This is a genomic window from Microcella humidisoli (assembly GCF_024362325.1).
Lineage (GTDB): Bacteria > Actinomycetota > Actinomycetes > Actinomycetales > Microbacteriaceae > Microcella > Microcella humidisoli.
On the sequence record NZ_CP101497.1, the window covers coordinates 899,305 to 913,023 of the forward strand.

A 13,719-nucleotide genomic window follows, 5' to 3' on the forward strand; every position below is an offset into this window, starting at 1 on the left:
CATCAGATGTGGATCGCCGGGTCGACGAGGAAGCCGTCGGCCCCCGTGCCGCGTGCGCCGCGGTCGAGGGGGCGGGAGGTCGCGGGGATGCCGGTCGCGACGGAGTCGGCCGGAACATCCTTCGTCACGAGGGCGAGGGCGCCGATCTGCGAACGATCGCCGATCGTGACCGGGCCGAGCACGGTGGCGTTGGCACCGATGAGCACGCCGTTGCCGACCGTCGGGTGGCGCTTGCCCTTCTCGAGGCTGCGGCCGCCGAGCGTGACGCCGTGGTACAGCATGACGTCATCGCCGATCTCGGCCGTCTCTCCGATGACGACGCCCATGCCGTGGTCGATGAAGAGGCGCTTGCCGATCGTCGCCCCGGGGTGAATCTCGATGCCCGTCCACCACCGCGCGCCCTGCGCGACCATGCGGCCGAGCAGCTTGAACCCGTGCCGCCACAACCAGCTCGCGATGCGATGCCACCACACGGCGTGCAGCCCCACCGAGGTCAGGAAGACCTCGAGGCCCGAGCGCGCGGCGGGGTCGCGCAATCGGGCGGTGCGGATGTCCTCCCGCATGCCCATCTACGCGCGCAGGTCGTCGTAGAGCACGCTCGACAGGTACCGCTCGCCGTAGCTCGCCACGATGACGACGATCGTCTTTCCGGCGTTCTCGGGGCGCTTCGCCAGCTCGACGGCGGCGTGCACCGTGGCGCCCGACGAGATGCCGGCGAGGATGCCCTCCTCCGCCGAGAGACGACGGGCCATGCTGACGGCCTGCTCGATGTTCACGTCGATGACCTCGTCGTAGACCTCGCGGTCGAGCACGGCGGGCACGAAGTTGGCGCCGATGCCGGCGATCTTGTGCGGGCCGGGGGCGCCGCCGTTGAGGATGGGGCTCTCGAGGGGCTCAACCGCAACGACCTGCAGGCCGGGCTTCTGCTCTTTCAGATACTGACCCGTGCCCGTGATGGTGCCGCCCGTGCCCACGCCCGCAACGAAGATGTCGACGGCGCCGTCGGTGTCGTTCCACACCTCGGGGCCGGTCGTGCGGCGGTGAATCTCGGCGTTCGCCGCGTTCTCGAACTGGCGGGCGAGCACCGTGCCGGGGCGCTCGGCGACGATCTTCTCGGCGGCTGCGACGGCGCCCTTCATGCCCTCGCTGCCCGGCGTGAGGATGAGCTCGGCGCCATAGGCCTTGAGCAGCATCTTGCGCTCGTTGCTCATGGTCTCGGGCATCGTCAGCACGGTCTTGTAGCCGCGCGCCGCGCCGATCATGGCCAGGGCGATGCCCGTGTTGCCGCTCGTCGCCTCGACGATCGTGCCGCCGGGCGTGAGCTCGCCGCTCTTCTCGGCAGCCTCGACGATCGCGAAGCCGAGGCGGTCTTTGACGCTCGCCGAGGGGTTGTAGAACTCGAGCTTGGCGAGCACCGTCGCGCCCGCGCCGTCGGTGACCGTGTTGAGCGTGACGAGCGGAGTGTTGCCGAACACCTGCGTGATGTCGGAGTAGATGCGAGCCATGAGGGTCTCCTCGGTGAGGCTGGTCGTGTCGGCCGCCGTCGGCAGGCCGCGTTCCAGGGTACGGGGGCGCGCCGTTCGGCGCGCGATTGTGACGCGAAGGCGCCACGGAAGACAACGACGGCGGGGCGGGAGTATTCCCCCGCCCCGCCGTTGGTGGTGACCGCTAGAAGACGAACACCGGAACCGGAACCAGCGTGGTCGACCCGCGCACGGCATCCGTGCCCGCGAATTGCGCGGTCAGCAGGTGGATGCCCCGCCCGAGCCCGCTGATCGCCAGCGTGCCCCGGCCGCCGTCGCCGGCCTCGAGCTCGATCGTGCCGACGACGCGGCCGCGGTCGAGCACGGAGACCGTTCCGACCGGCTCGACACCCTCGGCGACAACCTGCACCGTGTAGGTGACCGTGCCCCGCGTGGTGGTGAACAGCCGGTCAGGAGCGCCGACCGTGAGCGAGCGCGCGGCCGTGACCGCGCGATCGTTGCTCGTGGCGGTCACCGAGGCGAAGCCCTCAGCGCTCGCCGTGACCTGCACCGAGAGGCGCGCACCGGCATCGGCGGCGGTCACCCGGTAGGTCGCGGCGGTCGCACCCTCGATCGGCGCCCCGTCGCGCAGCCACTGGTAGCTGCGCTCGACGTCGTCGACCGAGAAGCGGCCGCCGTCAGTGCGCAGCGTGCGGCCCACGACGGCACCGCCCTGCAGGCGGGGGTCGCGCTCGACCGTGATCTGCTCAAGCTGCGTGGTGATCTCGAACGGCACGGTCGCCTCGGTGCCGTTGTCGGGCACCGTGATGACGAGCTGCTGGGCTCCGCTGATGCCCTCGGGCACCGTGAACGTGACGGTCGCGCGGCCGGTCTCATCGGTGCGACCGACGATCGTCGCATCGATCGGCGCCGAACCGAGCACCTCGCCGCCGAGGCTCACGAGCACCTCGGCCTCGCGGTCGCCCTGATTGGTGAACAGCAGCGAGCTGAGCGCGAGCGTGACCTCGTCGCCGGCGGAGTAGCCGTCGGCGTCGGGGGCGCTGATCGCGACACCGACCGAGCGCTGCGCGAGGTCGGGGCTCACGGGCGAGAACTCGCCCACGTAGTCGACGAACGCCTGCAGGTCGATCCGGCCCGAGTCGGCGCGCTGCGTGCCCTGCGCCAGGGTGGCGAAGTTGTCGCCGCCTGCCGCGAGGAACGAGTTCACCACGGTGCGGATCTGCTGATCCGCGGCCACCGGCACGCCGTTGAGCAGCATCGTGCCGATGCGCTCGCCGCGCGGCTTCGTCGGGTCGTAGTCGTAGGTGAGCGACTCCGAGACGCCGAGCTTGAGGAACGGACGGCTGCTGCCGTCGGGCTGCCACTGCTGCTCGAGCACCGAGCGCAGCTGCGCACCCGTGAGCGTCATCACCACGAGGGTGTTGGCGAACGGCTGCACGTTGGCGGCCTCACGGAAGGTGAGGTTGCCCGCCGGGTCGAGCGCACCGCTCGAGACGTAGAGCAGGTTGGCGCGCAGGCCGCCCGGGTTCATGAGCGCGAGCTCGGTTCCCAGGTCTTGCGTGGCCCACAGCTGCGCGTCGGCGACGACGTTGCCGAGCGTCGACTCCGCACCGCGGTTCTCGTTCTGCGCGCCGTTCTGGCCCGTGAAGTCGATGCCGCGGAGGAAGTCGTCGGTGATCGCACCGAGGCTCTCGTTGCCGGCGACGGCCGCGAAGGCGACCGCGTCGGCCACGATCGCCGCGATCTCCGGGTCGGGCTGCGCGGCGCCCACGAGCGGCTTGACGCCGGCCGTGATGCTCAGCAGCTCGTTCGACCGGGGGTCGACCGCGAGCTCGAGGTGACCGTAGGCCTCGCCGTACTGCCCGCCCTGGATGAGCGGCATGACCTCGTCGGTGCCCGGAACCGGAACCTCGAGGTCGTACTGCAGGTGGGTGTGGCCCGACACGACCGCATCGACCTTGCCGAGCACGCCCGTGATGAGGTCGCCGAACTCGGTGTCGCCCGTGGCGGCCTCGAGCGTCGTCGTCGGGGCACCCTCGTGCGCGATGAGGATGACGACATCCGCCTCGCCGTTCGCCGCGTCGCCGTCTTGCAGCTGGTCAGCCACGCGCACCGCGGCGGCCGTCATGTCGCCGAAGTCGAGCGTCGCGATGCCCGTCGGGCTCACGAGGGAGGGCATGCTCTCGGTGAGCACACCGATGAAGCCGATGTCGACGCCGTCGACCTCGATCACCTCGTACTCCTGGTACGCGGGGGTCTGCGTGCCCTTCTCGTAGATGTTCGCGCCGAGGTAGGGGAAGTCGGAGTTCGGGATGACCCGATCATCGACGTCGGCCCGGCCCTGGTCGAACTCGTGGTTGCCGAGCGCGCTGAGGTCGAGCCCCATCGCGTTGAGGGCGTCGAGCGTGGGCTCGTCGTTCTGGATGAACGAGGTGAACGTCGACGCGCCGATGCTGTCGCCCGCCGAGATGAACAGGGTGTTCGGGTTGGCGGCGCGCGTCGCCTCGACGAGCCCGCCGAGCACGGCGACGCCCGCGGCCGGCGGTGCGGCCTCGAGTCGGCCGTGCAGGTCGTTGATCGTCAGGATGTCGATCTCGACGGGCGGGGGCGTCGTGCTGAGGCCGACGACCACGGGGTCGTGGTCGCTCGAGCGGTAGGGGCTCGACGGGTCGACCGCGGCGCCGAAGTAGCCGCGCTCACTCCACTCGGCGGCGTTGATGGCCCAGACCCCGGCACCCGTGACCTGCGCGGTGAGCGCGGGGCTCGCGAGGGCGTGGTCGAGCGAGCCGAGCTCGCCGTCGAACGTGTAGGTGTACTGGCCGTCGGTGCGGTCGGCGACGAGGTCGCTCCAGCCCGCGTCGGTGAAGACCTCGATCGGGTCCTCTTCGCTGTAGGCGTTGAAGTCGCCGAGCAGCAGCACGTGCTCGCTGCGCTCCGCGTCGTCGGCCAGGTCCTCAGCGAAGGCCTTGAGCGCCTGCGCCTGCTCGACGCGCTCGGCGTTGAATCGGCCTTGACCGTCGGCGGGCTCGGCTCCCGAGCCGCTCTTCGACTTGAAGTGGTTGGCGACGACCGTGAAGACGAAGCCGTCGGCGTCGAAGGTCTGGGCGATCGGCTCGCGCGCGATGTCCCACACGGTCTCGTCGATCTGCGTCGCGCTCGCGCCGATCGGGTCGACGGACGCGGTGCGGTAGATGATCGCGTTGGTGATCGCGTCGACGATGGCCGCGTCCGTGAGTGCGGCGGGGGTGGGCACGAAGCTCCAGGTTCCCGCTCCCGCATCGGCGTTGAGCGCATCGACGAGCGCGTCGAGCGCCTCGTCGACCGGCTCGCCGAGCTTCACCGAGTTCTCGATCTCTTGCAGCGCCACGACGTCGGCGTCGAGGCCGTTGATCGCCGCAACGATCTTCGACTGCTGCGCGGCGAACTGCTCGGCCGTGTCGGCTCCGCGGGCGTCGGCATTCTCGCTCGGGAGCGTCGTGAAGTAGTTGAAGACGTTGTAGGCCGCGACGCGCACGTCGCCCCCGACCGCCGGCGGGCTGGCCGGCCGCTCACCGCGGGCATCGAAGCCCGCGACCTGCGCGGCGGGCCCGGTGCTCGTGATGGGCAACTGCGGCTGCAGGCGCCAGTCGTCGAAGCCGAAGCTCAGCACCATGCCGCCGGCCGGGAACTCGACGGCGTCGCCGAGGCGCACCACGTCGCCCGCCGTGAAGTAAGGCTGCTCGCCCACGTGGGCGGGGTTGCTGATCTGCGCGTTGTACCCGTCGTCGAGCAGCAGGCGCGCCGCGCGGTTGGCCGCAGCGAGAGCGGTGGCCTCGGGCCCGGCTCCGATCTGCTCGGTGCTCTTGACGGCGAGCTGCCCGGGGCTGAGCCACAGGGTGCCGAAGTTTCCGAGCTGGTGGGTCGAGGAGACGAGGTAGTCGCCGGTGGGTGCGACGAGCATCCCTTCGAGGGCTTCGCGCTGCGAGCCGACGACGCTCGTCGGCAGCGGCGCGGGGGCGGGCACGGACACGCCCGACTCGACGAGCGTGATGGCGCCGGCGGCGCTCGCCGTCACCTGGGTGAGGCCGTTGAACTCGCTCACCGGGCCGGTCACCTCGACGAGGTCGCCGATGGCGACGCTCGGGTTGGCGCTGTTGAGGAAGACGAAGAGGGCATCGGATGCTCCGGGCGTCGCGTCATCAGCGCCACCCGATCCCTGCGTCTGGATGTAGAGGCCGCGGTAGGCGGCGCTGCCGCGCAGGTCGGCGGTGACGACGCCGCGCACGGTGACGACGGTGCCGGTGGCGAGCGGCGACGCGGATCCGGTGCCCTGCACGTCGGCGATCGCGACCGGCTCGGCCGAGGCCGGCACGGCCGTCAGTGTGACGAGGCCGAGCGCGACGGCGAGCGCGGTCGACATGGCGGCGGTGCGCCGGAAGGCGGTGCCGGGCGCGACGATGCGATGACCGCCTGGAGTGGAAAACGGCATGACGAAGAGTCCCCCCTGAGTGAAACAACGTCAGATGTAGACACATCTGTTTACCCCCGAATGGGGGTCACCCGGCCGACTCTAGACGACGATGCGCGCGCGCGTCGAGTGCTCACATGAGTGGTCGACGATTCGTTGCTCGGCGTTCACCCGCGCGACCTGCGAAGATCGACGCGGGAGGTGCGCGACGTGCTCACTGTGGTTCTCGGGCTCGCGGGCGCGCTCGTCTACGGCGCTGCCGACTTCTTCGGCGGTCTGGCCGCGCGACGCATCTCGGCCCTTCGCGTGACCGCGGTCGGCGCCCTGTCGGGCGTTGTGCTGCTGATCGCCGGCACGCTCGTGGTGCCCGGGCGCTGGTCGCCCGAGGCTCTGCTGTGGGGCGGGATCTCGGGCGTGACGGGCGCCGCCGCCATCGCGCTGCTCTACGCGTGCCTCGCGATCGGGCCGATGAGCATCCTGTCGCCCCTGACGGCCGTGACCTCGGCGATCGTTCCGCTCACGTGGGGGCTCGTCACGGGCGCCGAGCTCGGAGCGATCGCATACCCGGCCTTCGCGCTCGCCCTCGTGGCCGTCGTTCTCGTGGGCTTCGTGCCCGCGAAGGAGGCGGTGCGCCCCACGCTTCCCGGCCTGCTCATGGCGACGGTCTCGGGCGTGCTGATCGGCGCGTTCTACATCCTCATCGACCAGACGCCCGACGACAGCGGACTCGTGCCCCTCGTCGCCAACCGCACCGTGAACGCCACGATCATGATCACGCTCATCGTCGTGCTGGCGGTCATCGCGGGCCGACGTCACGTGCGGGCGACGGATGCTCCGCTCGCCGTGCTCGACGGAGCCCACGGAGCACCGCACGCCCTCGGGGCCGCGCCGGCCCGGCCTGCGTCTGCACCTGCACCTGCGGCTGCACCCGCGCGCGACGGGCTGCTGCGCGCGAGCGCGGCCGCTCTGCGCGGCGGATGGCGGGGCGGGTTCGTGCTCGCCGTCGGCTGCGGACTGCTCGACGCGATCGCCAACATCATCGTGCTCGTCGGCCTGCGGGTCGGCGATCTGACGATCGTCTCGGTGCTGACGGCGCTCTACCCGGCCGGCACGATCCTGCTCGCCGCGGTCGTGCTGCGCGAGCGCATCGCGCGGCTGCAGTGGGTGGGCCTGGGGCTCGCGCTCGCGGCGAGCGCGATGCTCGCGGCGGCCTGAGCGCGGCGGCGCGCCGCCGGACGCCGCGGCCGCGGCTGCAGCGCCCAGCGTTGCTCGGCGGCAGCGCCCAGCGTTGCTCGGCGGCAGCGGCGTGGGTGTTCCCCTGATTCGTTCCCGAATTGTAGGAAGTGTCGACGACTCGGTCGCGCCAGTCTCCTTCAATTCGGGAGTCTGCCGAGAGATGCACGTCGGGGCCGGCGCGCGGGGGCGCGACCGGCCCCATCGAGGTGGTGTCGAGAAGGCGCTGCCGAGAAGGCGGTGCTAGAGCGCGGCGAGGCGGTCGAGGAACGCGTCGCCGACACGCACCTCGGTGGTCTCGGCCTCGATCTCGGCGCGCTCGAGCAGCTCGCCGAAGCGGCGGGCGCGCGGGCGCGTGATGAGCGTGACGACCGTGCCGACCTTGCCCGCGCGGCCCGTGCGGCCCGAGCGGTGCAGGTAGGTCTTGTACTCGTCGGGCGCGTCGGCCTGAATGACGAGCGAGATGTCGTCGACGTGGATGCCCCGGGCCGCGACATCCGTCGCCACCAGTACGTTCACCCGACCGCTCGTGAGCTTCTCGAGGTTGCGCGTGCGGCGTGCCTGGTTGAGGTCGCCGTGCAGGCTGACGGCCGGAATGCCGGCGTCGTCGAGCTGGTCGGCGAGCTCTTCGGCGAACGCACGAGTGCGCGCGAAGATCAGCGTCTTGCCATCGCCGGCCGCGAGCTGCTCGATGATGCCGCGCTTCTCGCGCTGGTCGACGAGCAGCACCTTGTGGTCGATCGTTGACGACTCCTGGTCCTCGCCGGCCACCTCGTAGACGGCGGGCTTGTCGAGGAACTCGGTGACGAGGCTTGCGACACCCGAGTCGAGCGTGGCCGAGAACAGCAGGCGCTGCCCGTTCGGCCGCGTACGACGGATGATGCGCTGCACGGGCTCGAGGAACCCGAGCTCGCACATGTGGTCGGCCTCGTCGAGCACGACGATCTCGATCTGGCTGAGGTCGAGGCGACCCTGCTCGATGAGGTCTTCGATGCGACCGGGCGTTCCGATGATGATGTCGACACCGCGCTGCAGCGCACCGACCTGGCGGCCCTGCGGCACGCCGCCGTAGATCTGTGTCGTGAAGAGTCCGACGCTGCGGGCGATCGGCTGGACGGTGCGGTCGATCTGCAGCGCCAGTTCTCGCGTCGGCGCCAGGATGAGCGCGCGCGGCGCGCGGCCCATCTGACGCTTCTTGCCCCCGCCGTTCTCCATCAGTCGCTCGACCAGGGGAGCCCCGAACGCGATCGTCTTGCCCGACCCGGTGCGGCCGCGGCCGAGCACATCCTTGCCCGCGAGCACGTCGGGGATCGTCGCGGCCTGGATCGGGAAGGGAGCGCTCGCGCCCTGCTCCTCGAGCTCGCGCACGATGTTGGCGCCGAGGCCGAGGTCGGCGAAGGTGACGCCCTCGACGTCGGTCGCGAGCACGGCGTCGGCCGTCAGGCGGTCGAGCACGACGTCGTCGACCTTGGCGGCCTTCGCGTCGCGGCTCGGGTAGAAGCTCGACTCGCGGCGCTCGGTCGGGCGCTCGTCGCGATCGAACGAACGGGCCGGACGCGCATCGCGATCGAACGAACGCGGGGCGCGGTCGTCACGGGTCGGACGGGCGTCGCGGTCGTACGAGCGCGGGGCACGGTCGTCACGATCGAAGGAGCGCGCGGGACGCGCGTCCCGGTCGAACGAGCGCGGGGCACGGTCGTCGCGATCGAACGAGCGCGCGGGACGCGCATCCCGATCGAACGAACGCGGGGCGCGGTCGTCACGCGCGGGACGCGCATCGCGGTCGTACGAACGCGCGGGGCGCCCGGTGCTGGCGGCGCCGGTCTGCGGGCGCCAGTCGGGACGGTGGGTCGCGCGGCCGGTGCCGGTTCGGGGGGCGCCGTCGCGCGAGTCGCCGTCACGCGCGGGGCGGGCCGGGCGGCCGCCGGTCGCGGCGGCGCGGAAGCCGCGGTCGTTGCTGTACCGGTCATCGCGAGCCGGACGCGCGGCACGGTCATCGCGAGCCGGACGCGCGGCACGGTCATCGCGGGCCGGACGGCCGGTGCGGTCGTCGCGCTGCGGGCGCGCGTCGCGGTCGAACGAGCGCGCCGGGCGCGCGTCGCGGTCGAACGAGCGCGGTGCGCGGTCGTCGCGCGCGGGGCGAGCCCCTCGGTCGTCGCGGGCCGGACGGCCGGTGCGGTCGTCCCGCTGCGGCCGCGCATCGCGGTCGTACGAGCGGGCAGGGCGCGCATCGCGATCGAAGGACCGCGGGGCGCGATCGTCGCGCGCCGGGCGGGCAGCCCGATCGTCGCGCGCCGGGCGATCGTCGCGCTCGGGGCGCGCGCGCTCGGGGGCGTGCCCGCGGTCGACGCGCTCGTCGCGGCTCCAGCGCGCCTTCTTCTCGGGCGCGGCGGCCTCGTCGGGGCGGTAGCCGCGGTGCTTGGGGCTGCGGGATCCGGGCGCGGCGGCGCGGGACGCGGCCGATCGCGGGGCAGCGGAACGGGAATTCTGGGGCGCGCGCGCAGCGCCGCCCTTGTTGTTCTGAGGCATGGTTCTTTCTGGGGTAACGCAAGGTGCTTCGTCGGCGCGCACGCCGCGATCCCAGGCATTCGTAGGCTGGGGGCCGTCACAACTCGAGGTGATTTCCGCACCGCCGATCGGCGGGGGAATACCGGCCCGGAGACGCACACGTTCACGGGGCAACCCCCGCTTCGTCTCTAGCCGACCCTTCAGGGTACCCGACGCACGCCCCGACGGGCATATTCTGGGCGCATCGTGACCACCGTGACCGTCGAAGACCCTCGCCAGCCCGAGATCGAGGCGATGCTGCGGGCCGGTGACGCCTACGCTCTGAGCCTCTACCCGGCCGACAGCTGCTACATGCTCGACCTCGACGAGCTGACCGCCGAGGGGGTGACCGTGTTCGTCGCGCGCGACGGCGCGGGCACGGCGACCGGCATGGCGGCGCTCGTGAATCGGGGCGACGCGACAGGCGAGCTGAAGCGACTGTTCGTGGCCGAGAACGGGCGCGGTCAGGGCGTCGCAACGGCGGTGATGGATGCTCTCGAGGCGGCCGCGCGCGCGCAGAGCATCCACACCCTGCAGTTGGAGACCGGCCCGAAGCAGCTGGCCGCGATCGCGCTCTACGAGCGGCGCGGCTACCACCACATCGAGAACTTCGGGCCCTATGTGGGCGACGAGTTCAGCGTGTGCATGGAGAAGCCGCTCACCTAGCGCGGCTCAGGCCACGGCCCAGTCGAGCGCGGCGGTGACCGCGTCGAGGTCGAGCGAGAACGGTGCGGCGCTCGGCCCCATGTCGCGCGGCGCGTCGTCGGAGCGGCCGATGACGGCGCCGTAGCGCAGGTCGCCCGCCGCGGCGAGCGAGCAGTAGTAGCCGTAGAGGTGCGCGTCGCTGAACAGCTCGACGACGGCGGTGCCGGGCGCGCAGTGCACCAGGCCCGTGAGGGCCGAGCCGCTCACGCCCACGACGACGGCGGCGGCGGCGAAGTCGGCCGCCTGGTCTGCGCTCTGCATGGGGTCGTACAGCTCGAAGCCCCGATCGAGGGCGAGCTGCTCGATCGCCGCTTGCTCGACCGGCTCGCGCTCGTAGCCGCGCCGCACGACGAGCAGCCGACGGGTACCCGGGGCGGGGTCGCCGAGGCTCGCGCGGAACAGCCGGGGAACCATCGGCAGGTACTGCCGCCGCAAGCCCGGCAGGGTCGGCGCGAGCACCCGGTCGGCTCGCACCTGCTCGCCGCGGGCGAGGCGCACCAGGCGGTCGTCATCGAGGCCGAGGCGGCGCAGCACGCGGTCGCCCTCGGCCGACCGGTGGTCGGGAACCACGATCGTGTCGATCTGGTCGAGATCGATGCCGGCCGCGCGAACGACGGCGAGCCGACCGAGCGCATCAGGTACGAAGTGGCCGTAGTGCTCGCCCCACGTGCTCATGAGCACGAGCGCCGTGCCCCGCCGTCGGCGAGCGCGCCGGTCGGGCAGCGGCGGCGCCTCGGGGTCGGTGATGAGGTCGGCGCGCGAACCGAACCACGTGAGCTCGTGCAGGCCTCGGCCCGCCGCATCGAGCACCCAGCCACCCGAACCGACGATGGTGGCCGCGGGCACCTCGAGCACGCCGCGCTCGGGCATGTGCGGCTCGAAGAACTGCTCGACGGGCACGGCGCGGTCGCCGAACTGCTGCGGTGCCGGCAGAGGATACGGCGCGGCATCGGTCGCGCGATGCCAGACGGCACCGTCGGCCGTCGACTCGTCGATCGTGCGCAGGCGCGCCCGCCAATCGTCGTGCGTGCGTCGGAACAGGCCCATGCGCCGAGACGTTACACGGGTGCGACCGCGCTGGCCGTCGCCCCCTCCGTCATGAGCACCTCGGCGACGACGATCAGCCCGAGCACGAGGGCGGCACTGCCGAGCACGGTGGCGATCGAGAGGGGCACGATGAGCAGCGCGGGCAGCGAGCCGAGGGCGAGCAGGGCGAAGCGCATCATGACGCGCTCGGTGTGCATCCACTCGCCGACGCGGCCGAGCGAGATGCCCGCCCGGGCGCGCGCGGCACGCGCCGAGTCGAGCCCGCGACCCACGGTCTGCCGCGCGGCGGTCGCCGAGGTCGAGGCCCCGAGCCACCAGCCGACGAGCGCGGCGAGCACCGCGAGCACGAGCAGCCCGCCGATGATCGACGTGGCGTAGCCGAGCACCGCGTCGTAGATGACGCCGACGAGCGTCGACGACGTGGGCTCGACGAGCGCGGTCAGCACCGTGCGCCCCACCGCGAACCCCACCGCGAGCAGGCCCGTGACAACGGCCGCGAGCACGCCGAGCGTGCTGAGCATGAGCGGCCGGCGCCGGCTCAGCAGCAGGGCGCCGACGAGCAGGCCGGCGCAGATCCACGGCAGCCACGTGCCGATCGAGATGCCCACCTGGTAGACGGCGCGCGCGAGCGCGAGGTTCGGCACTTCGGCGATGACGATCGCGCGGTCGACCTCGGGGATCGCGGCCGCGAAGGGCACGCCTTGCGCGACCAGCGACGCGCGCACCTCGGCGACGATGGGCCCGAGCGGCAGGCTCAGCGTGCCGTCGCGATCGAGGGCCAGCAGCGAGTCGGGGTCGCCCGCGAGCAGCCGAATGCTCTGCGCGTGCAGCACCTCCACCGAGCCTGCCCATGCCGAGGCGAAGGCCGGCGAGCGCACGACCTCACCCACGACGTCCTCGACGAGCGCGCGGATGCCCGCGGCGATCGGCTCGCTCACGAGCCCGAGGGCGTCTTGTGCGCGCGGCCCGAGGTCGAGCGCCTCACCGAGCCCGCTCAGCAGCTCGGCGGTGACGGTCGAGATGTCGAGCTGGTCGTCGACGAGCGCCGTGACCTCGACGATGATGCGGTCGTGCACGGCGGGGTTCTCGGCGAGCGGTGCGAGCGCGGCGACGAAGCGCTCGGTCTGGGCGAGCTGCACCGTCGCCCAGTGGGACATGATTGCGGCGGGAAGCAGCAGCAGCGCGAGCGTCGCCAGGGCGCCCGCCGCGAACCGCCGCCCGCGCATCAGCGGGCCGCGGCCTTCAGGCGGTCGATCTCGTCGCGGATGCGCCGGATGTGGTCGGGGGATGCGGTGCCCGCGCCCGCCACCCCGTCGAGCTCGGTCGCCAGGGCGTCGAGGTCCGCGTGCGAGGTGTGAGCATCCCGTGCCGATGCCGGCACGTGGATGGTGCCCGTCGCCGTCGGCAGCCCCTCTTTCGCCCGGTCGGCCGTGACTTCCTCGCGCGCCTGGTCCATGGCGGTGATGACGATGCCGATGAGGATGTTGAGCACGGTGAAGACGATGAAGAACATGTAGCTCAAGAAGTAGAGCAGGGCCCACGGCGTGACCTCGAGCCCGCCGAGGAACGAGTCGGGGAAGTTCTCGAGGGTCAGCATGACCGTGAGGGTCACCATGGCGGTGCCGATGTCGCCCCAGCGCTCGGGCACGGCATCGCCGAAGAGGTACACGCCGGCCATGGCGTAGATGAACATGAGGAACCCGATGAGCACGCCGAGGCTCGCGAGCGGCGCGACCGACTTGATCATCGAGAGCATGAGGATGCGCGCTTCGGGCAGGAAGCGGAAGATGCGCAGGATGCGCAGCAGGCGCACGAGTCGGAAGATGACGGTGCCGCCGTCGAGGAACGGGATGAGCACGACGATGAGGAAGTCGAAGACGTTCCACGGGTTGCGGAAGAACATCCACGGCTTCGCCCCGTACGAGACGATGCGCAGCACGACCTCGATCGTGTAGAACACGAGGGCCGCCCGGTCGATGGCGATGGCGACGGCGGCCACGCCGGGCGCGACATCGTCGTAGGTCAGGATGGCGAGCGCGGCCGCGTTGGCGATGATGACCGCGATGACGACGATCTCGAAGGCGTTGCCGTACATGAGGCGCGCGAGCCACTGGATGCGGTACGGCGCGAGCTGCACCGTCGCGGTGGTGAAGACGCCGGGTGAGACCGTCGTGGCGGCGGAATCAGCGGGGGCGGGAGCGGTCATGGCGAATCGCTTTCGGTCGGGGTGTGCTCACGCTAGCAACACCCCGACCG

9 protein-coding genes are annotated in these 13,719 nt (G+C 71.9%); 2 read left to right on the plus strand and 7 right to left on the minus strand.

What is annotated here, in order from left to right; genetic code table 11:
- Window positions 1–2: 2 nt before the first annotated feature.
- From epsC to NNL39_RS04330, 3 genes are all read right to left on the minus strand, one after another.
- Window positions 3–569, minus strand: a complete 567-nt coding sequence (gene epsC, locus NNL39_RS04320; RefSeq protein WP_255160467.1) for a serine O-acetyltransferase EpsC — start codon at window positions 567–569, stop codon at window positions 3–5.
- Window positions 570–1,505, minus strand: coding sequence for a cysteine synthase A (gene cysK, locus NNL39_RS04325; RefSeq protein ID WP_255160468.1), 936 nt, complete (start codon window positions 1,503–1,505; stop codon window positions 570–572).
- Window positions 1,506–1,668: 163 nt separating this feature from the next.
- Complete coding sequence (locus NNL39_RS04330; protein WP_255160469.1) at window positions 1,669–5,952, minus strand: ExeM/NucH family extracellular endonuclease; 4,284 nt, start codon at window positions 5,950–5,952, stop codon at window positions 1,669–1,671.
- Window positions 5,953–6,141: 189 nt separating this feature from the next.
- Here NNL39_RS04330 and NNL39_RS04335 point away from each other — a divergent pair, with 189 nt between their 5' ends.
- Window positions 6,142–7,146 (plus strand): EamA family transporter, encoded by a 1,005-nt coding sequence (locus NNL39_RS04335; protein ID WP_255160470.1) that lies wholly within the window; start codon window positions 6,142–6,144, stop codon window positions 7,144–7,146.
- Window positions 7,147–7,407: 261 nt separating this feature from the next.
- Here NNL39_RS04335 and NNL39_RS04340 read toward each other — a convergent pair whose 3' ends face one another.
- Entirely contained in the window at window positions 7,408–9,693 is a 2,286-nt protein-coding gene (locus tag NNL39_RS04340; protein WP_255160471.1) for a DEAD/DEAH box helicase, read from the minus strand.
- A 225-nt stretch (window positions 9,694–9,918) separates the two neighbouring features.
- Here NNL39_RS04340 and NNL39_RS04345 point away from each other — a divergent pair, with 225 nt between their 5' ends.
- Entirely contained in the window at window positions 9,919–10,377 is a 459-nt protein-coding gene (locus NNL39_RS04345; RefSeq protein ID WP_255160472.1) for a GNAT family N-acetyltransferase, read from the plus strand.
- A gap of 6 nt (window positions 10,378–10,383) precedes the next feature.
- On the opposite strand, the gene NNL39_RS04350 is transcribed toward NNL39_RS04345, so the two are convergent.
- From NNL39_RS04350 to NNL39_RS04360, 3 genes are read right to left on the minus strand one after another with little or no spacing between them, the layout of a single operon-like run.
- Entirely contained in the window at window positions 10,384–11,463 is a 1,080-nt protein-coding gene (locus NNL39_RS04350; RefSeq protein ID WP_255160473.1) for a glycosyltransferase family 61 protein, read from the minus strand.
- 11 nt (window positions 11,464–11,474) lie between these two features.
- A complete protein-coding gene (locus NNL39_RS04355) occupies window positions 11,475–12,689 on the minus strand; it encodes a hypothetical protein (protein WP_255160474.1) in 1,215 nt (404 codons plus the stop codon).
- Entirely contained in the window at window positions 12,689–13,669 is a 981-nt protein-coding gene (locus tag NNL39_RS04360) for an ion transporter (protein WP_255160475.1), read from the minus strand. The genes NNL39_RS04355 and NNL39_RS04360 overlap by 1 nt, the downstream gene beginning before the upstream one ends.
- Between the last annotated feature and the right edge of the window lie 50 nt (window positions 13,670–13,719).